This window comes from Nocardiopsis camelliae (assembly GCF_028993595.1).
Taxonomy (GTDB): Bacteria; Actinomycetota; Actinomycetes; order Streptosporangiales; family Streptosporangiaceae; genus Nocardiopsis; species Nocardiopsis dassonvillei.
This window is the reverse complement of record NZ_CP118614.1, coordinates 3,286,068-3,304,650: the sequence shown is the minus strand read 5'-3', so window position 1 is coordinate 3,304,650 and position 18,583 is coordinate 3,286,068. Positions and strand designations below refer to the sequence as shown.

Annotated in this window: 20 protein-coding genes; 8 read left to right on the top strand and 12 right to left on the bottom strand. The window is 71.8% G+C overall.

What is annotated here, in order from left to right; genetic code table 11:
- Nucleotides 1–79 precede the first annotated feature (79 nt).
- Nucleotides 80–319 carry a hypothetical protein gene (locus PV789_RS14410; RefSeq protein ID WP_274977907.1) on the top strand — a complete coding sequence of 80 codons (240 nt, stop codon included), beginning with the start codon at nt 80–82 and terminating at the stop codon, nt 317–319.
- A 36-nt stretch (nt 320–355) separates the two neighbouring features.
- On the opposite strand, the gene PV789_RS14405 is transcribed toward PV789_RS14410, so the two are convergent.
- The 5 genes from PV789_RS14405 to PV789_RS14385 all read right to left on the bottom strand — a co-directional run bounded on the left by PV789_RS14405 (nt 356) and on the right by PV789_RS14385 (nt 5,392).
- Nucleotides 356–1,249: a transglutaminase-like domain-containing protein gene (locus PV789_RS14405; protein WP_274977906.1), complete on the bottom strand. Its 894-nt coding sequence runs from the start codon at nt 1,247–1,249 to the stop codon at nt 356–358.
- Nucleotides 1,246–2,097 (bottom strand): MerR family transcriptional regulator, encoded by an 852-nt coding sequence (locus PV789_RS14400; RefSeq protein ID WP_274977905.1) that lies wholly within the window; start codon nt 2,095–2,097, stop codon nt 1,246–1,248. Before PV789_RS14400 ends, PV789_RS14405 begins: the two co-directional genes overlap by 4 nt.
- Nucleotides 2,098–2,304: 207 nt before the next feature.
- On the bottom strand, nt 2,305–3,471 hold the full coding sequence (locus PV789_RS14395; RefSeq protein WP_274977904.1) for an aminotransferase class V-fold PLP-dependent enzyme: 1,167 nt from the start codon (nt 3,469–3,471) through the stop codon (nt 2,305–2,307).
- A 59-nt stretch (nt 3,472–3,530) separates the two neighbouring features.
- Nucleotides 3,531–4,184 carry a response regulator gene (locus tag PV789_RS14390; RefSeq protein ID WP_274977903.1) on the bottom strand — a complete coding sequence of 218 codons (654 nt, stop codon included), beginning with the start codon at nt 4,182–4,184 and terminating at the stop codon, nt 3,531–3,533.
- Nucleotides 4,181–5,392, bottom strand: coding sequence for a sensor histidine kinase (locus tag PV789_RS14385; protein ID WP_368045830.1), 1,212 nt, complete (start codon nt 5,390–5,392; stop codon nt 4,181–4,183). Before PV789_RS14385 ends, PV789_RS14390 begins: the two co-directional genes overlap by 4 nt.
- Nucleotides 5,393–5,525: 133 nt before the next feature.
- On the opposite strand from PV789_RS14385, the gene PV789_RS14380 reads away from it, so the two are divergent.
- Nucleotides 5,526–5,840: an SHOCT domain-containing protein gene (locus PV789_RS14380; RefSeq protein ID WP_274977902.1), complete on the top strand. Its 315-nt coding sequence runs from the start codon at nt 5,526–5,528 to the stop codon at nt 5,838–5,840.
- A 150-nt stretch (nt 5,841–5,990) separates the two neighbouring features.
- Entirely contained in the window at nt 5,991–6,980 is a 990-nt protein-coding gene (locus PV789_RS14375) for an adenosine deaminase (protein WP_274977901.1), read from the top strand.
- 106 nt (nt 6,981–7,086) lie between these two features.
- On the opposite strand, the gene PV789_RS14370 is transcribed toward PV789_RS14375, so the two are convergent.
- The 3 genes from PV789_RS14370 to PV789_RS14360 form a co-directional block, all read right to left on the bottom strand.
- Nucleotides 7,087–8,073 carry a DUF2332 domain-containing protein gene (locus PV789_RS14370; RefSeq protein WP_274978141.1) on the bottom strand — a complete coding sequence of 329 codons (987 nt, stop codon included), beginning with the start codon at nt 8,071–8,073 and terminating at the stop codon, nt 7,087–7,089.
- Between the two features lie 102 nt (nt 8,074–8,175).
- Nucleotides 8,176–8,817, bottom strand: coding sequence for a DJ-1/PfpI family protein (locus PV789_RS14365; protein WP_368045829.1), 642 nt, complete (start codon nt 8,815–8,817; stop codon nt 8,176–8,178).
- Nucleotides 8,818–8,871: 54 nt separating this feature from the next.
- The gene (locus tag PV789_RS14360) at nt 8,872–9,819 is read right to left on the bottom strand and encodes a GlxA family transcriptional regulator (RefSeq protein ID WP_274977899.1); all 948 of its coding nucleotides are present in this window, start codon (nt 9,817–9,819) and stop codon (nt 8,872–8,874) included.
- A 193-nt stretch (nt 9,820–10,012) separates the two neighbouring features.
- Here PV789_RS14360 and PV789_RS14355 point away from each other — a divergent pair, with 193 nt between their 5' ends.
- Together PV789_RS14355 and soxR are read left to right on the top strand one after the other, a co-directional pair.
- Nucleotides 10,013–10,711 carry an ABC transporter ATP-binding protein gene (locus PV789_RS14355; protein WP_274977898.1) on the top strand — a complete coding sequence of 233 codons (699 nt, stop codon included), beginning with the start codon at nt 10,013–10,015 and terminating at the stop codon, nt 10,709–10,711.
- Nucleotides 10,712–10,715: 4 nt separating this feature from the next.
- Nucleotides 10,716–11,183 (top strand): redox-sensitive transcriptional activator SoxR, encoded by a 468-nt coding sequence (gene soxR, locus PV789_RS14350; protein WP_047872170.1) that lies wholly within the window; start codon nt 10,716–10,718, stop codon nt 11,181–11,183.
- A 54-nt stretch (nt 11,184–11,237) separates the two neighbouring features.
- Here soxR and rnhA read toward each other — a convergent pair whose 3' ends face one another.
- The 3 genes from rnhA to PV789_RS14335 all read right to left on the bottom strand — a co-directional run bounded on the left by rnhA (nt 11,238) and on the right by PV789_RS14335 (nt 13,051).
- The gene (gene rnhA / locus PV789_RS14345) at nt 11,238–11,711 is read right to left on the bottom strand and encodes a ribonuclease HI (RefSeq protein ID WP_274977897.1); all 474 of its coding nucleotides are present in this window, start codon (nt 11,709–11,711) and stop codon (nt 11,238–11,240) included.
- Between the two features lie 216 nt (nt 11,712–11,927).
- Nucleotides 11,928–12,587 (bottom strand): peptide deformylase, encoded by a 660-nt coding sequence (def, locus tag PV789_RS14340; protein ID WP_274977896.1) that lies wholly within the window; start codon nt 12,585–12,587, stop codon nt 11,928–11,930.
- 20 nt (nt 12,588–12,607) lie between these two features.
- On the bottom strand, nt 12,608–13,051 hold the full coding sequence (locus PV789_RS14335; RefSeq protein ID WP_013152997.1) for an SMI1/KNR4 family protein: 444 nt from the start codon (nt 13,049–13,051) through the stop codon (nt 12,608–12,610).
- A 165-nt stretch (nt 13,052–13,216) separates the two neighbouring features.
- Between PV789_RS14335 and PV789_RS14330 the strand changes: the two genes are divergently transcribed.
- From PV789_RS14330 to PV789_RS14320, 3 genes are all read left to right on the top strand, one after another.
- Nucleotides 13,217–14,158, top strand: a complete 942-nt coding sequence (locus tag PV789_RS14330; RefSeq protein WP_498049385.1) for a hypothetical protein — start codon at nt 13,217–13,219, stop codon at nt 14,156–14,158.
- A gap of 165 nt (nt 14,159–14,323) precedes the next feature.
- Nucleotides 14,324–15,658 carry a sensor histidine kinase gene (locus PV789_RS14325; protein ID WP_274977894.1) on the top strand — a complete coding sequence of 445 codons (1,335 nt, stop codon included), beginning with the start codon at nt 14,324–14,326 and terminating at the stop codon, nt 15,656–15,658.
- Nucleotides 15,610–16,257 carry a LuxR C-terminal-related transcriptional regulator gene (locus PV789_RS14320; protein ID WP_274977893.1) on the top strand — a complete coding sequence of 216 codons (648 nt, stop codon included), beginning with the start codon at nt 15,610–15,612 and terminating at the stop codon, nt 16,255–16,257. Before PV789_RS14325 ends, PV789_RS14320 begins: the two co-directional genes overlap by 49 nt.
- A gap of 89 nt (nt 16,258–16,346) precedes the next feature.
- Here PV789_RS14320 and PV789_RS14315 read toward each other — a convergent pair whose 3' ends face one another.
- On the bottom strand, nt 16,347–18,446 hold the full coding sequence (locus tag PV789_RS14315) for an AMP-binding protein (RefSeq protein ID WP_274977892.1): 2,100 nt from the start codon (nt 18,444–18,446) through the stop codon (nt 16,347–16,349).
- Nucleotides 18,447–18,583: the final 137 nt, after the last annotated feature.

Below are 18,583 nucleotides of genomic sequence, written 5' to 3'. Positions count from 1 at the left end.
CCACCTGCGTCACCAGGCCGGGGAACCGGCCGGGTGGCCACGCGGCACGGCCCGATCTTCGACGAGAGGGACCACGACCGTGAAGCCGAACGACCCCCGCTGCTCCCTGTGCGGACGCCAGTACGACGCCGAGTTCATGACGGGGCTGCCCTGCCGCGTGTTCAGCCGTGAGGACGTCGTGACCCCGGGGTGCCCGGCCCAACGGCACATGATCGCCGACTTGGAGGCCACCGCACCCCGAGGCACCACCCCCGCGGCCGGAGGGTGCCTCATGCTCGTCCTGGCACTGCCGACCCTGCTGATCCTCCTGCCGGTGTGAACCCCGCCGCCCCCTGCCCCGGCGGCCCGCACCCCCTCACCCCGGCTCGACCACCCGCCGCACCAGGTCCACCCACCCCACGAACCCCGACGGCGACGCGCACAGCACCCGCCCTCCCGGGTTCAACCGCCCCCCGCGGGCGTACCGGTACGCCAACTCCCGCTCAGCGGCCCCGTCCCCGCCGTCCGCCGCCACCAGCAACCGCGCCACCTCGTCGAACACACCGTCGTCCTCGGCCCGCATGGCCTCCCAGGTGTCCCACAACAACACCTCCTCGCCCTGGCGGTGCGCCAACTCCAACAGCACGTAGGCGCGCACGAACCCCGCACCCCGCCACGGCAGGTCCGGGTGCACCCCGTAGCGTTCGGCGTCCACCTCCCCCGCCCGGTGGGCCAGCCACACCTGCGCCGCACTGGCCAAGACCGCGCCCCGCGCCTCAGGCGCGCGCGGGATGTCCAGAACATCCACCGGCCACGGGCCCGCCGGGTCCAACTGGGTGTCCGCCCACACCCACCGCCCGCCGTCCCAGTACTCGCTCACCACGTGGTCGGTCCAAAACCCCTCGTTCAGGTAGGAGGCGAACCCCACCCGGGTGCGCGCCGCCACCCCCCGCTCCCGCAGCGCCGCCACCGTCACCAGCGCGAAGTCACGACAGCACCCCACCAGCGGCTGCGCCCGGGGCCGCGTCCACGGCCCCGGGCAGCGGGCCTGGTCGGTGGCCAGCATCGCCTCCACCCACCGGTGATCGATCTCGGCCAACCGCTCCCCGGTGAGCACCTGCCCGCCGCCACGGTAGTGGGTCACCACCCCGCGCAGCACCCGCCCCAGCCCCGCCACATCCCCAGGCAGGCCCGCCAGCACGCCCGCGTGCCGGCCCGGGTCGCTGTAGGGGGTGTGCGCCGCCCACCGGTCCACCTCCACCGCGCTCATCCGCGTCCCGCCTGTCTCATCGGCCGCTCCACCAGCGCGAACACCGCGTCCTGGGCCACCTCATCCCAGGAGGCCCCATACACCTCACGCAACGGCCCCGCCGCGTGCGCGCCGCGCTGGAGCATCCACCGCTCCACCGCCCTGTAGGCGCCCATGATCCGCGGATAGAAGCAGTCGCCGCGCCTGACCTCGCACACCGCGCGCACGTGGGCGGCCTCCACCCGGATCACCGCCTCCCCCTCGGGTTCGGCGTGCCCGGTGAAGGGCACCGCCACCTCGATCGGCGCGGGACCGTCCGGGGTCACCGCACCGTGGTAGAGGACCCAGAACCCGGGGCCGGGCCGCGCACCCTGCCCCACCAGCAGGCGGCGCAGCGCCTGCGCCCGCCCGTGCAGGGTCGCCACCAGGTTCTGCTGGTCGGTGCGGGCCCGGACCGCCGCCACCTTGGCCGCCGCCACGTGTTCGCGGCGCACCCGCCACACCGGCTCCGGGTCCTGCTCAGCCGCCCCGCCCCAGGACAGGCTCAGCTCGGCCAGGGCCGCGCGCCGCGAACGCAGCGCCTCCTCCTGGGCCCGCCACCACGCCTGGGCCCGCTCCAGGGCCTGCCCGCCCTCCTGCGCCATCACCTCGGCCACCACCGCCAGGGGCATGTCCATCTGACGCAGCAGGCGGATGCGCCGGGCCCGCTCCACCTGGGCGGCGAGGTAGAGGCGGTGCCCGCCCGCGCCCACCCGGTGGGGGACCAGCAGACCCGAGCGCTCGTACAACCGCAGCGCCTTGGGGGAGAGCCCGCTCGCACGGGCGAACTCCCCCCGGGAAAGCCCCTCGCGGGGCTGTGGGGTGCTCATGGGATGTGAGTGTGGCCCCTGCCCCAAGGGCACCGTCAACACCCGCCCGCGTCCGGGACCCGCCCGGCCCCGCGGCCCGCGACGCCGACATCCGCGACCGAGCCGTCCGCCACCCGCTCCGCCACACCGGTAACCGGCCAGCCACACCGATCCGCGCACGGCGAAGACCACCGCCCCCGACGCGTCCGGCGTGCGCCCCCGACGCGCCTACAACCCCTTGACCGCGTCCGCCAACGCCTCCACCTCAGCCTCCGTATTGAAGTAGTGCACCGAGGCACGCACCGCCTCGTCCACCCCCACACCCTCTTCCCACACCTGGTTCCACAACCGCGACACGCTCACCCGCACCCCGGCCTCCCCCAGCGCCGCACGCACCCCTTCGGCCGCCACACCTTCCACCGCGAAGGTCACGATCCCCGACCGCACCGCCCCCCGGTCCAGCACCCGCACCCCCGCCAGAGCACCCAACCGGTCCCGGGCCTGCTCGGCCAGCGCCCCCACCCGCTCCCGGACGGGCTCCATCCCCACCGCCAACGCGTACTCCACGGCCACACCCAACCCGATCTGACCGGCCACATTGCGCTCGAAGCTCTCGAACCGGCGCGCGTCCTCGCGCACCCGGTACCCCTGCCCCTCCCAGTGCGCCGACGTCACGTCCACCACCGCGGGCTCCCCCAGGTCCGCCCCCGACCGCGCGTACACGAACCCCGTCCCCCGCGGCCCGCGCAGGAACTTGCGCCCCGTCACCGCCAACACGTCGCACCCCAGCCGCTCCACGTCCAGATCCCACTGGCCCGCCGACTGGCACGCGTCCAACACGAACAACACCCCGAACCTGCGGCACAGCGACCCGATCCGCTCGGCCGGGTTGACCAGCCCGTTGTGCGTGGGCATGTGGTTGAGCGCCACCACCCGCACCCCACCCTGAGCCAACTCGCGCTCCAGCGCCACCACGTCCATCACCCCGTCGGCGTCGTCGGGCACCACCTGCACCCGCACACCCCGCTCACGGGCCGCCTTGACCATCCCGAGCGCGTTACTGGGGTACTCACTGGCCGTGGTCAGCACCCGGTCCCCCTCGGCGAAGACCACCGAACCGAACGCCAACTCCCACGCCCGCGTCGCACTCTCGGTGAACGCGATCTCCTGCGGCCGCGCACCCACCAGCCGCGCCACCGCGGTGTAGAACCCCTCCACCCGCGCCTGCGCCAGCTCGGCCGCCGCGTAACCCCCCACCCGCGCCTCCAGGCGCAGGTGATCCACCACCGCCTCCACCACCACCTGCGGCGGCAACGACGACCCCGCGTTGTCCAGATGCGCCGCCCCCACGACCCCAGGAGTGTCCGCCCGCACCGCAGCCACATCCACGCCCATCCAGCCCGCCCCTCCCACGCGCCCGACACCGTCGCCGCCGAACCTACCCGCCGACCCCTTCAGCGCACCAGCCCGGCCCGGAAGGCGAACACCACCAGCTGCGCCCGGTCCCGGGCCCCGAGCTTGACCATCGCCCGGCTCACGTGCGTGCGCGCCGTCGCCGGGGAGACCACCAAACGGGCCGCGATCTCCTCGTTGCTCAACCCCTCACCCACCAGCCCCACCACCTCACGCTCACGCTCGGTCAACACCTCCAACCGCGGCACCCGCCCCCCGCCCGGCTCACGCGAGACGAACGCCGCCACCACCCGCCGCGTCACCGACGGCGACAACAACGCCTCACCCCGCGCCGCCGCCCGCACCGCGGCCAACATCTCCTGCGGGTCGCTGTCCTTGATCAAGAACCCCGACGCCCCCGCACGCAACGCCTCGAACACGTACTCGTCCAGTTCGAACGTCGTCAACACCACCACCCGGGTGTGCGCCAGCGCCTCCTCGCCCGCGATCCGCCGCAGCGCCTCCAACCCGTCCACCACCGGCATCCGCACGTCCATCAACACCACGTCCGGACGCAGCCGACGCACCAGCTCCACCGCCTGCCCACCGTCAGCGGCCTCACCCACCAACTCCAGGTCCGCCTCCCCCTCCAGCAACACCCGCAACCCCATCCGCACCAGCGCCTGGTCATCGGCCACCACCACCCGCACGCTCACCGCTCACCCCCCAACGGCAACGACGCCCGCACCACGAACCCGCCACCCTCACCAGACCCCACCGTCACCGACCCGCCCACCGCACGCGCACGCTCACGCATCCCCGCGATCCCCGACCCCTCACGCACCGGCCCCACCACACCCACACCCTCATCGGCCACCCACACCCGCACCTGCTGCTCGGTGTACACCACCCGCACCCGCGCCGACGCACCCTCACCGCCATGGCGCACCACGTTCGTCAACGCCTCCTGCACGATCCGAAACGCCGCGTGGTCCACCGCCGCGGGCACCCGCACCGCCTCCCCCTCCCACACCACCTCCACCCGACGTCCCGCCCCGCGCAACTCCCCCACCAACGCCTCCACACGCCCCAACCCCGGCAACGGACCCCGACCCGCCACCTCCACCCCACCCCGAAACACCGCCAACGTGCCCCGCAACTCCTCCAGGGCCGACCGGCTGCTGTCACGGATCGCCGCCAGCGCCACCGACGCCTGCTCGGGCCGACGATCCACCACGTGCAGGGCCACCGACGCCTGCATGCTGATCACCGACAGGCTGTGCCCCACCAGATCGTGCACCTCCCGGGCGATACGCAACCGCTCCTCGTAGCGGTGGCGGTCCACCTCCTCCTGGCGCTCACGCCGCCGCGCCTCACGCCGCGCACGCACGAACACCCCACCGCCCGCGGGAAAGGCCATCGCCCCCACCGCGAACACCACCCCCACCAGCGCACCCCCGTCAGCCAACCCCCACCAGGGCTCATCCGCCCGCGAAAGCAACCCCACCGCCACCACCAACGGCGCCGTCCACGCCAAGAACACCCCCGCACCCACCCGGATCGCGGCCGAGAACACCACCAGCGCCGGCAACACCAGCACCGGCCCCACCGGGTGCCCCGCCCCCACGAACACCGCCGCCCCCACCGCGGCCACCACCAACGCCGCCACCGGCCACACACGGCGCACCGCCACCGCGCACACCAACACCCCCACACCCACCCACACCGACCAGGGCACCACCACCGCACCCCAGTCCACGTCCCACCCCGCGGGCGGCCCACCCCGCCAGGGGCCGCCGTGCCCGCCCCCACCGCGCCGCTGCCACACCAACTGGCCGCGCACGAACCCCACCGCCACCGCGCCCAGCACCACACCCATCACCAGGTCCGCGACCACCCGGCGCATCCGCCTGTCACCACTCACACCACGACCCTAGGCCGCCCAACCCCGCCCTGTCGTGGCACCACAGGCGCAGACGCCCTACGCACCCGGACGCAGCACAGGTACCGCCCGCGGGGGGACGACCGCGACCCCGCGCCCCGGACACAGTGAACCCATGAACACCGTCACCGCAGCGACCGCCCTGGCAGCCCACCCCCACTGGGGGCAGGGACCGCCCGCCTTCGTCTTCCCCGGAGCCCTGATGTTCCTCCTGCTCACCCTCATCCTGCTCGGCGCCCTGGCCTTCGTCCTGGCCCGCCGCGGCCACCGCCCGCCCTGGGCGCCGCGCCCCGCCTCACCCGAGGAGGAGGCCCGCCGCACCCTGGCCGACCGCTTCGCCCGCGGCGACCTGACCGTGGAGGAGTTCATGGAACGCGCCAGCGCCCTGAACTGGACCCCCGGCCACAACGACCGCCCCGGCCGCACATAACCCCGCACGCCCACCCGGCCCGGCCGCGCACCCCGCGCGGCCGGGCCCCAACGTGTGCTCCACACCCCACACCGATCCGGCCGGGGCACCCCCACCCATCAGCCACAATGGCCAGCACGCAACCCCGACCACGAAGGCGCGAGCACCACCATGCCCATCCCCAAGGCCGAACTCCACGTCCACATCGAAGGCACCCTGGAACCCGAACTGGCCTTCGCCCTGGCCCGACGCAACGGCCTGACCCCGCCCCACCCCGACGTCGACTCCCTGCGCCGCGCCTACTCCTTCACCGACCTGCAGTCCTTCCTGGACCTGTACTACGCCCTCATGGACGTCCTGCGCACCGAAGCCGACTTCACCGACCTGGCCACCGCCTACCTCGACCGCGCCGCCGCCCAGGGCGTACGCCACGCCGAGATCTTCTTCGACCCCCAGGCCCACACCGGCCGCGGCATCAGCCTGGACACGGTGATCAACGGCCTCATGGCCGCCCTGCACACCAGCGAACACACCCACAACATCAGCACCAGCCTCATCCTGTGCTTCCTGCGCGACCGCCCCGCCGCCGAAGCCCTGGACACCCTCCACCAGGCCCGCCCCCACCTGGAACACATCAGCGCCGTCGGCCTGGACTCAGCCGAGGTCGGCCACCCGCCCGAGAAGTTCACCGAGGTCTTCGCCGCCGCCCGCGACCTGGGCCTGCGCCGCGTCGCCCACGCCGGCGAGGAGGGCCCCGCCTCCTACATCTGGCAGGCCCTCAACCTCCTGGGCGCCGAACGCATCGACCACGGCATCCGCTGCCTGGAGGACCCCGGCCTGGTCGCCCACCTGGCCGCCACCCAGACCCCGCTGACCGTGTGCCCGCTGTCCAACGTGCGCCTGCGCGCCGTACCCGACCTGGCCCAGCACCCCCTGCCCGCCCTGATGGAGGCCGGCCTGCTGGTGACCGTCAACTCCGACGACCCCTCCTACTTCGGCGGCTACGTCCACGACAACTACCAGGCCCTGCACACCCACCTGGGCCTGGGCGCCGAACAGCTGCGCCAACTGGCCCGCAACTCCTTCACCGCCTCCTTCCTCACCCCCCAGCGCAAGGCCCAACTCATCGCCGAGGTCGACGCCCACCCCCACCCCTGGTAGGCGTGCGGCCCCGCCCCCATCCGGGGACGGGGCCACACCGCCCCACGCGGGCCCGCCCGATCGCGCGGCGGGCCCGGCCCGCGTACCCGCCAACGGCCGCCCCGCCTCAACCCGCCCAGGTCAACCGCTGCCCGTGCTCACCCGCGAAGGCCACCACACGCCCGTCCAACGCCAACGCGAAATCGGTACCCACCCCAGGGCGCGGACCCTCCAACGAAGGCAGCACCGCCGCACCCTCGTTCGACACCCAGTGCCCCTCCAACCCCCGCACCACCTCAACGAACGCGTCCCGCGACGCCTCGTCCAGATAGGCCAGCACCGCGCTGTGCATCACCACCAACCGCGCCCCCGCGGGCACCCGCGCCGCCACCGCCTCCAACTCCCCCACCAGGTCACCGGCCACCAGCACGGGCGGCTCGACCGCCGCCACCCGCGCCGCCGCCCGCAACCGCTCCCGCCGCCCGGCCTCATACGGCCCCGGCCAGATCAGCGCCTCCAACCACCGCACGTCCTCCTCGCGGCGCACGTCCAACGGGTTCAGGTCGATCCCCGCCCGCCACACCACCCGCGGCACCCGCTCGGGCACCGGAACCGGCCCCGAGGTCGCACACTCAAGCAGCACCGGACTCCGCTGCGGACCGATCGGCGCCCCGCCGTCGAAGGAGTAGCGGTACCGGTCCGGGTACAGGCACAACCCCGCCGACGCCCCCACCTCCACCAGCGCCAACGGCCCCTCCAGAGCGGCCAGCACCGGAAGCAGGGTCGCGCACCGGCGCACCTCGTTGGTCTGGGTGTAGCGCTCCAGCACCACCGCCCGCACCGCCTCCCAGTGCTCCAGGAGCCAGGCGCGAAAATCCGCCCACTCCCCCACCGGCCCGCCCAGGAACCGCACCGCGCCCAGCAACAGGTTGGGCTGGCGCTTGTTGCCCGCGGGCAGGGAGGCCACCAGCTCCAGCACCCGCTCGTCCCCGGCCAGCGCCCGGGCGATACGCGCGTACGCCGGAGCCGCGTCCTGGGCGTAACCGTCCGCGAAACCCCGGTACTGCCTCACGATGCTGTGCACGCTCGCATCCACGGCGGCGACATGCTCCACGACCACACGCTCCTTCACCTCGGGGGAACAGGTGCGGTGTTCCTACCCCGCCCCGCACCCCGCCGCCCCGTGACCGCGCTCACCCCGACGCCGCGAAAGCGCTCACGCCCCCTCCAACAGGAACCGCGAGCGCGCACGCGCACGCGCCACCAGCTCCGCGGGAGCCGTCCGCGGCGACCCCGCGTCAAAAGGCGGCCGCGGATCGTACTCGGTGGCCAACTGCACCATCTGCGCCACCTCCCGCCCCACCATCCGCTCGGCCAGCATCAGCCCCATGTCGATACCCGCCGACACCCCGGCGGCGGTGACATACCGGCCATCCACCACCACCCGCTCCTGCGTGGCAACCGCACCCCAGCGTCCCAACTGCTCCAACGCCAACCAGTGCGAGGTCGCCCGCCTGCCCCGCAACAGCCCCGCCGCGGCCAGGATCAGCGACCCCGTACACACCGACGTCGTCCACCTGCTGGCGGCGTCCACCCCGCGCACCCACTCCACCAAAGGGCCGCCCCGCATGTGCCGAACCTGCCCCGGACCACCGGGCACACACACCACATCGGCCTGACCCACCTCCTCGAACGCGGCGTCGGCCACCAGAGCACCCCGACCACCGCTGTCACGCACCGGCCCGCGCTCAGCACCCACGAACACCACCTCCACCCCAGGCAACCCCGCCCACATCTCATAGGGGCCCACCGCGTCCAACAGGGTCACACCCTCGAACAACACGATCGCCGCACGCACCACACACCACACCCTTTCTCCCGCACACCACCGACACCGACGAGGAAACCTGGCTCACACACTCCGAAAACGGGCCCGGTACTCCGCCGGAGGACACCCCAGATTGCGCACGAACGACCGCCGCATCGCCTCCGCCGTCCCGAACCCGCACCGCCGCGCCACCGCCACCACCGACGCCTCCCCCTCCTCCAACCACCGCCGCGCCGCCTCCAACCGCACCCGCTCCACGTACCGGCCCGGCGTACACCCCACCTCCCGGGCGAACACCCGCGCGAACTGACGGGGCGACAACCCCACCCGCCGCGCCAGCGCCTCCACCGTCGCCTCCCCATCCGGGTGCTCAGCGATCCAGTGCTGCATCTCCCGCACCGCCGGACGCTGCGCCACCTGCGCCGACAACTGAGCGGAGAACTGCGCCTGACCCCCCGGACGGCGCAGGAACACCACCAGATGACGCGCCACCGCCAACGCCACCTGCCGCCCCAGGTCCTCCTCCACCAACGCCAACGCCAGATCCACCCCCGCCGACACCCCCGCCGACGTCACCACCCGCCCCTGACGCACGAAGATCGGCTCAGCCTCCACCCGCACCGCGGGGAACTCCCGCGCCAACCGCTCGCAGTGCGCCCAGTGCGTCGTGGCCCGCAGCCCGTCCAACACCCCCGCCCCCGCGAGCAGGAACGCCCCCGTACACACCGACGCCACCCGCCCCGCACCGCCGCTGTGTGCCCGCAACCACTCCACCAGCGCCCCGTCCGGGCACCGCGTCCCCTCACCTCCGGGCACCACCAGCGTGTCCACACGCCCCACCCGCTCCAACGCCACCGACGGCACCAACCCCAACCCGCTGGAGGAGGTCACCGCCCCACCGCCCAACGACGCCGTACGCACCCGGTAACGCCCTCCCGGCGCCCTGCCCGCACCGGAGAACACCTCCAACGGCCCCGCCACATCCAGACTCTGCACACCGTCGAAGACGACGATGACCACCTCGTGCCCCATGCCACCCATCCCAGCGCCCCCGCACCGCGACCGCAAGGTCGTCCACCCCACCCTTCCTGCCGCCACCGGGAACCAACCAGCCCCACCAGCCGTTCCACCCAGCGAGACCAAGGACACGAACAGATCACGAGAACTCTCACCCGCGCAGGACAATCCCAGGCTGGTGACGACCACACCACACGAACGGACACCCGTGAGGATCTCCAACCGAGGCAAGCTCCGCAGCACCACCCACCCCAGCACCACCCCCCTGCCACCCCTGGTGGAGTTCCACGACGTGTCCCTCACCCCCCACCTGGACCACCTCGACCTGACCCTGCACCCCGGCGAACACGTGGCCCTGGTCGGCCTGACCGACAAGGCCACCACCGCCCTGACCCGCCTGCTCACCGGCCAGACCACCCCCACCCACGGACACCTGGCCACCCACACCCGCCCCCACCTGCTCACCCCCCGCCCCACCCTGGCCCACACCATCACCGGCCAGAACACACCCCGAGCCGACGACCCCCACCTGACCCACGCCCTGACCCACACCCGCCTGGAACCACACCGCCTGCACACACCCCTGGACGCCCTACCCCCCGCCCTGCTCCCCCGCGTCCACCAGGCCCGCGCCCTCTACGCCCAACGCACCAACACCCGCCTGCTCGTGCTCACCGACCCGCCCGCCCACGACCAGGCCCACCCACCCACCACCCCCGACACCGGCCTGCTCACCCTCACCCGCCAACCCGCCCTGGCCCGCACCGCCGACCGCATCCTGCTCCTGTACAAGGGACGCGTCACCGAAACCGGAACCCACCACCAACTCCTGGTCCGCGGCGGCGCCTACGCACGCCTCTACGCCCTCACCGGCACCCACCGCACCACCGGCCACGCCCTAGGATGAACACGTGGCACCCATCGTCAAGGAACTCACCGTCGGCCAGGTGGCCGAACGCGCCGGAGTCGCCGTCTCAGCCCTGCACTTCTACGAACGCCAGGGCCTGATCCACAGCCGCCGCACCGCCGGCAACCAGCGCCGCTACCGCCGCGACACCCTGCGCCGGGTCTCCTTCATCCGCATCTCCCAACGCGTGGGCATGCCCCTGGCACGCATCCGCCAGGCCCTGGACACCCTGCCCGACAACCGCACCCCCACCCGTGACGACTGGGCCCGCCTGTCCCAGCAGTGGCGCACCGAACTCGACGCCCGCATAAGCCAACTCATCCGCCTGCGCGACGACCTGACCAACTGCATCGGCTGCGGCTGCCTGTCCCTGGACACCTGCACCCTGTCCAACCCCGACGACGCCCTGGCCTCCGCCGGCCCCGGCCCGCGCCGCCTGATGGTCAACGCCCTGGCCCGCGAGAGCGGCTGAACACACGGGGAGGGCGGCGAACACCCGCGTTCGCCGCCCTCCCCGCACCGCCCCCTACACCCCGGCGGCCTCGTCGCGTCCGCGCCGCGCCAACGCGTCGGCGCGCTCGTTGCCCTCGTCCCCGCTGTGCCCGCGCACCCAGCGCCACTCCACCTCATAGCGTGAGGCGACCTCGTCCAGGCGCTGCCACAGGTCCACGTTCTTGACCGGCTTCTTGTCGGCCGTGCGCCAACCCCGCCGCTTCCACCCGTGCAGCCACGAGGTGATCCCGTTGCGCACATAGGAGGAGTCGGTGTGCACCAGCACCGGCAGCGGCTGGCGCAGGCTCTCCAGCGCCCGGATCGCCGCCATCAGCTCCATCCGGTTGTTGGTGGTCTGCGCCTCACTCCCGTACAGCTCCTTCTCGTGGCCGCCGTAGCGCAGCCACACCCCCCACCCGCCCGGACCGGGGTTGCCGCTGCACGCCCCGTCGGTGTAGATGACCACCCGCTGCGTCGGCTCCTGGCCGACCTCGTCCCCGTTACGCATGCCGGGCAATCTACCGCCCCCCACGGTCACGAAAAGGCCACAACCCCCAACGACGGGGCCACAAAAGGAGCCAATCACCCCCAATGGAGCCCCCACATCCGCCACTTCGGCCCGCCGACCCGACCAAAGGACCCTCCACACCCGCCCCAACCAACCACCCCCGCACCACAAAAAAGGGGCGTTCCGCACCCGGAACACCCCCACACGCAGCCCGGATCAGCCGGCCAGCTCCCTCGCCAACTCCTCGGCCCGCTCCTCACGACGCGCGAACACGTCATGGGCCATCTCGTTCATCTTCTTCAGCACCCGCTTGCGCTCACGCGCACTCAACCGGTCCACGTACAACCGGCCCAGCGTGTGATCGGTCTCGTGCTGCAGACACCGGGCGAAGTACCCGCTGCCGCTGACGACCACGGGCTCGCCGTCACGGTCCACACCCCGCACCGTGGCGTGCTCGACCCGCCCCAGATCCGCGTGCGGCCCCGGAACCGACAAACACCCCTCGGACTCCACCACCACCGCGTCATCGGGGTCGCGCTCGTCCAACACCGGGTTGACCACGTGCCCCACATGACGCACACCGTCATCATCAGGGCAGTCATAGACGAACACCCGCAGGTCCACACCCACCTGACTGCCCGCCAACCCCACACCCTCGGCAGCGTACATCGTCACGAACATGTCGTCGATGAGAGCGGCCAACTCCGCCGAGCCCAACATCTGCGGCGCCACATCCACACCACGCCGGTGCAGCACCTCCTCACCCGTCACGGTGATCCGCCGCACCCGGCCACGCGCCGCCTCCGGAGCCCACTCGGGAAAATCCGCGACCTCCCGGCCCTGAACGACGACGCCAACCCCGCCATGCTCCGACATGGTCCTACTCTCACCACACTTCAACGAAACCAGGAGTTGCCCTGGATCAGACACCGCGCCAGGTAGTCGCGCAACGACACCACCACCAGGCGTCGCCGGTCACTCTCATGGTCCCACACCACGATCCCCGGACCGTAGTCGGTGTGCACGTAGGCGAACTGCGGCCCCATGTCGGAGTCACCGAAGAAGATCATCTCGTCGAAGGGCGCGTACAGCTCCAGATAGTCCGGCTCCCGGCGCATCGCCAGGTTGTCCTCCACCAGACGCCGCGCACTCCACACCACCGCGTCCCCGTACTCGTTGGTCACCCCGTCGGTCTCGCGCAGCAACGAGGCCAGCTCGAAGGGCAGGGGCAGCATCAGGTGCTTCTCCACCTCGGCCAGGGTCACCTCATCGGCCGGATCGCTCAGATCGGCCTCGGGATACATCTCCAGGATCAGTTCACGCCACACACTCCTGATCATCACAGGTCGTGGCAACCCACGGGAAATCGTCGGCGGCGAGTTGCGCCAAAAACCCGAACCCACGGGCGCCGCACCACCCCAAAACCCGAACACGCCACCCATATCACGATGCGTGCACAACCGGTCACTATCCCACACAATGGCCCCATGGCTTCCACCGCACGCATGCTCGCCACCACCGCGCTCGCCGCCGCCCTGACCGCCCTGGGCACGCCCACCCACGCCACCACCACGACCATCACCGCCACCTACCCCGGCCACACCACCAGCCGCTACGTCCCCCTCACCGACGCCACCTCCACCCACGCCCACGAGGCCGGATGCACCGAAGGACGCACCGGCGCCACCGGCCCGCGCATCCTCTTCTTCGGCACCCAGGAAAAGGACGACACCCTACGCGAACCCGGCAGGGCGGGAAACTCCACCACACCCCGCTCCGCCTACAGCAAGGCCGCCGCCTACGCCCACCACTGGGCCCAGGGCTTCACCGAGTGCCGCACCGGCCAGGCCACCGCCCACCTGGCCCTGGGCGTCAACAACAAGGACGACGGCGGCGTCACCGGCACCCACGCCGGACAACGCTGGGCCGACCTGGTCACCACCGCCCAAGACGCCTCCACCACCGAGGCCGTCACCATCACCGCCGCCCTGGACGCCGAACCCTCCTGGTCCACCCCCGCCTGGGCCCGCGACTGGCTCGCCGCCTACACCCAGGCCACCACCACACCGCTCTACGCCGCCAACTCCGCCGACTCCTGCCCCACCACCGGCTCAGGCGACTGCGCCAACGGCTGGCGCCTGGCCGACGTCCACCACATGGCCGGCGGAGGCAACCCCCGCGTCCACGTCATCCCCCAGATCTACCGCACCGACGGCATCCAGGCCGACCAGTGGGCCAACATCAGCCGCTGGGGCCACACCAACACCGACGACCCCCTGCGCTTCGCCGGAGCCATGTCCCAGCACACCGCCTGCCAACAGCGCACCTGCAACAACACCGACAACACCCCCCGCCAGTCCTGGGACCAACTCAAGAAGGCCCTGGACGCCCACAGCAGCACCCGCGTCAGCGACCTGGGCCCCGCCACCGACATGCGCTGGCCCTGAAAACACCCGAACACAACGCCCAGGAGGGCCCCCGCACCAGCCGGGAGCCCTCCTGACCGCTGCCCCCACCCCCGCGACAGGGGAGCCCACACCACCGCGCCCACACCCGCGAACAGGACACAATAGACACCAGCACCCACGAGCGCAGGAACGGAAGAACCACCCATGGCCACCGCACCCCACCACCGCGCAGGCCGCCTCACCACCCTGGCCTACCTCTTCCTCCTGCTCTCCCAGAACATCGCCGCCCTCCTCCTGCTCCCCCTCGTCGTCCTCTCGGCCGTACTCACCCTGACCTGGATCGGCCTACCCTTCGTCATCCTCACCGCCCTCCTCCTACGCACCCTCGCCGACAGCCAACGCCGCACCCTCAGCCACCTACTCATCAAAAACAGCAAAACCCCCCGAGGCCGCACCGCCACCCCCGGCCTGCCCACCCCCACCACCCGCCCCCTACACCGCCCCATCGCCTCCGCCTACCGCCCCATCCCCCCCACCGGCATCACCCGCCGCGGCACCGCCATCATCACCGACCCCGCCACCTGGAGAGACCTGCTCTGGCTCATCTCCGCCCCCGCCAGCTTCCTCCTCGTCACCATCCCCCTCACCCTCATCGCCCACGGCATCGAACAACTCCTCTTCGCCCTCAACCTCACCGGCCCCACCCTCTACGACACCTACACCCCCACCACCACCCTCAACCAACTCATCATCCTCATCCCCGCCCTGGCCCTCATCACCCTGGGCTGGCTCCTCATCCCCCTGGCCGCCGACACCTACCTACGCTTCAACCGCCTCCTGCTCTCCCCCTCCGAAAAAGCCCGACTCACCGCCCGCGTCGCCCACCTGGCCACCAGCCGCGCCCACACCATCGACACCCAGGCCTCAGAGATCCGCCGCATCGAACGCGACCTCCACGACGGCGCCCAAGCCCGCCTCGTCGCCCTGGGCATGAACCTCGGCATGGCCGAACAAATCGTCGAAAAAGACCCCGAAACCGCCCGCGCCATGCTCACCGAAGCCCGCGAAACCACCCGCCACGCCCTCACCGAACTCCGCGACCTCGTCCGCGGCATCCACCCACCCGTCCTCGTCGAACGCGGCCTCCACGGCGCCGTCCACGCCCTCGCCCTCACCCACCACCTCCCCATCACCGTCACCATCCACCTCCACGGCCGCCCCGCCGACCCCGTCGAATCCGCCGCCTACTTCGCCATCGCCGAACTCCTCACCAACACCGCCAAACACGCCCACGCCACCCACGCCTGGATCCACATCAACCACGGCCGCAACCGCCTCGTCATCACCACCACCGACAACGGCACCGGCGGCGCCACCCCCGCCCCCGGCAGCGGCCTGGCCGGCATCCGCCGCCGCCTGGACGCCTTTGATGGCACGATGAACATCACCAGCCCACCAGGCGGCCCCACCATCGTGACCCTGGAGATCCCGTGCGTGTTGTCATCGCCGAAGACCTTGCCCTCCTCAGAGACGGACTGATCCGCCTCCTCCAGGCACACGACTTCACCGTCGTCGCCGCCGTCGACAACGGCCCCGAACTCCACACCGCCCTCACCGAACACAAACCCGACGTCGCCGTCGTCGACGTACGCCTACCCCCCACCTTCACCGACGAAGGCCTCCAAGCCGCCATCGCCGCCCGCACCCAGATCCCCGGCCTGCCCATCCTCGTGCTCTCCCAGCACGTCGAACAGCTCTACGCCCGCGAACTGCTCTCCGACGACACCGGCGGCGTCGGCTACCTCCTCAAGGACCGCGTCTTCGACATCGGCCAGTTCATCGAAGCCGTCCGCCGCGTCGCCGACGGCGGCACCGCCATGGACCCCGCCGTCATCTCCCAACTCCTCGCCCGCCAGGACCAGAGCGGCCCCCTGGCCCAACTCACCCCCCGCGAACGCGAAGTCCTGTCCGAAATGGCCGAAGGACGCTCCAACTCCGCCATCGCCGCACGCCTCTACATCACCGAAAAAGCCGTCAGCAAGCACATCAACAACATCTTCACCAAACTCGACCTACCGCCCTCCTCCGACGACAGCCGCCGCGTCCTGGCCGTCCTGGCCTTCCTCAACGGCCAGTAACCACCCCAGCCCACACCACACACCAAAGGCCGCGGCCCAGACCACCCGGTCCGAACCGCGGCCCCAACACCGCCGCCCACTACCCCCTACTACTGCTCACGACGCACCCGGTACAACCCGTCGATCTCCTCCGAGAACGCCCGCAGCACCGCCTCACGCCGCAACTCCCCCGACGCGTGCACCAACCCCGACTGCACCGTGAACTCCTCCGCCAACACGTGAAACGACCGCACCGCCAGATGACGCGGCACACTCCGATTGGCCTCGTACACCAACCCCTGCACCTCACGCAGCAGATCACGATCCCCCGCGATCTCCTCCGCAGCCATCGCCAACGGCCGACCGTTCACCAACCGCCAGTACTCCAACTGGTCACGCACCAACGTCACCAACGCACTCGCGAACGGCCGCCCCTCCACGATCACCAACACCTGACTGATCAACGGATGAGCACGCAACCGCGCCTCGAACTCCGCCACCAGGTCCGCGTCCCCCCGCTCCACACGCTGCTCCCGCGCCTCCACCACCGCGGGCTCCCCGACCCCGGCCGGATCCACCGCGGCGAAGGCGGCCGTCACCGCCAACATCTCCCCCGAACCCCCATCCGAGGCCGCACCGGGCTCCTGCTCCACCGCGGCCTCCAACGCACGCCCCTCCAACGCGGGCGCCTCCCGCCGACGCGCACCCTCCTCAGAGGCACGCCGCTCCCGCACCGGCCGCCCCTCCAGGGCACGCTCCCCAGGCCCCTCCAGCACACGGCCCTCCAACGCGGGCGCCTCATCCACCCCGCGCGCCACGAACCGCCCCGCCAACTCCTCCGTCGCCGCCTGCACCCGCAACCGGCCCGCCACACTCACGACCCCGTCCGCGTCCACCTCACCCGCGTACCCGGTCGCCAACCACCCCTCACGGAACGCACTCCGCGAGGCCTCACCCTCACCCCAGTACCCCGAGAACACCGCACCGCCGCGCACATGGATCTCGCCCTCACGCGAGACCCACACCTCACGACCCTCCAGGGCACGCCCCACCGTCCCCGCAACCCGGTCCCCCACAGCACCGGCCGTGAACACACCCGCCGCCTCGGCCGTACCGAACGCCTGCACCACCGGAATCCCCACACCGCCGAAGAACGAGTCCAACCGGTCCGACAGCCCACCACCCCAGCACACCGCCAGATGCACCCGGCCACCGAACAACTCCCGCACCCGCGAGAACTGCCAGTCATACATCGTCCGCGACAACCGCTGCCACGCACTCCTGCGCGGCGACCGGTCGAACTGCACCGCCGACTCCACCGCCGCGTTGAACGTGCCCAACGAGTCCCACCCCGTCGAACGCGCACTCCCCCGCTCGACGTCGAAGACACCCTCCAACACACGGGCCGAACACACCAGCACCGTCGGCTTGAACGCCTCCACCTGCCGCATCAACCCCGTCGGGCCCGCCAACCCCACACGCACACGCCCCACCATGCACGCCACCAACGCGGCCAACCCCGAGATCTGCGACAACGGCAGATCCAACAACGTGCTCGCCCGCCCCTCAGGCAACTCCGACAACCGCGGCCACATCCGGTCCACCACATCCGCCGCCGCCGACAACAACGCCCCGTGCGACAACACCACACCCCGCGTCAGCCGCGACACCGTACTCACCGGATACAGCACCACCGCCACGTCCTCGGCCACAGCCCCGTCCCGACGAAACCGCACCGACGACGCGTCCATGTACGCACCCAGCGACACCACACCCGGCAGACCAGCATCCATCCGCCACACCCGGCCCAGGTCCGGCAACTCACGCTGCAAACCCGACACCGTACGCAACGACCGATCGCCCTGCACCACCGCGGCCGCCGGACGCGTCTGCCGCACCACGTGCGCCAAACGCTCCGCCGACACCGACTCCGGCAACGGCACCAGCACCGCACGCACCGACCACACGGCGAACGCCAACCGCACCCAGTCCTGGTGCGACCCCGACACCACCACGACCCGGTCGCCCTCACCCACACCGGCCGCCACCAGACCCTTGGCGACCGCCGTCACCTCCGTGGCGAACCCGCCGGCCTTCACCCGCTCCCACCGGCCGCGCTCACCGCGCACGGAGAACACCTCCGCATGGGCCTCCTCCGTGGCCACCCCGTACACCAGGTCGCTCAGCCCGGAAAGACCCCGAGCCCACATACCAGGAGTGACACTCGGACCGCCCATACCCACTCATCCTCTTGCCGCATCGGAAGACAGGCCGGACAGGCCCACCTCAATCGGGGGATTGCGACCTACTGTGCCCATTTCCCCACCACACGGCAACCCGGAACGCA

Bases quoted from the DNA above. Each gene is read 5' to 3' on its own strand.
- PV789_RS14360 (WP_274977899.1), bottom strand. From the start codon at position 9,819: ATGGGGCACGAGGTGGTCATCGTCGTCTTCGACGGTGTGCAGAGTCTG.
- PV789_RS14315 (WP_274977892.1), bottom strand. From the start codon at position 18,446: ATGTGGGCTCGGGGTCTTTCCGGGCTGAGCGACCTGGTGTACGGGGTG.
- PV789_RS14375 (WP_274977901.1), top strand. From the start codon at position 5,991: ATGCCCATCCCCAAGGCCGAACTCCACGTCCACATCGAAGGCACCCTG.
- PV789_RS14325 (WP_274977894.1), top strand. From the start codon at position 14,324: ATGGCCACCGCACCCCACCACCGCGCAGGCCGCCTCACCACCCTGGCC.
- rnhA (WP_274977897.1), bottom strand. From the start codon at position 11,711: ATGCGTAACGGGGACGAGGTCGGCCAGGAGCCGACGCAGCGGGTGGTC.
- PV789_RS14335 (WP_013152997.1), bottom strand. From the start codon at position 13,051: ATGATCAGGAGTGTGTGGCGTGAACTGATCCTGGAGATGTATCCCGAG.
- def (WP_274977896.1), bottom strand. From the start codon at position 12,587: ATGTCGGAGCATGGCGGGGTTGGCGTCGTCGTTCAGGGCCGGGAGGTC.
- PV789_RS14395 (WP_274977904.1), bottom strand. From the start codon at position 3,471: ATGGGCGTGGATGTGGCTGCGGTGCGGGCGGACACTCCTGGGGTCGTG.
- PV789_RS14330 (WP_498049385.1), top strand. From the start codon at position 13,217: ATGCTCGCCACCACCGCGCTCGCCGCCGCCCTGACCGCCCTGGGCACG.
- PV789_RS14405 (WP_274977906.1), bottom strand. From the start codon at position 1,249: ATGAGCGCGGTGGAGGTGGACCGGTGGGCGGCGCACACCCCCTACAGC.
- PV789_RS14380 (WP_274977902.1), top strand. From the start codon at position 5,526: ATGAACACCGTCACCGCAGCGACCGCCCTGGCAGCCCACCCCCACTGG.
- PV789_RS14400 (WP_274977905.1), bottom strand. From the start codon at position 2,097: ATGAGCACCCCACAGCCCCGCGAGGGGCTTTCCCGGGGGGAGTTCGCC.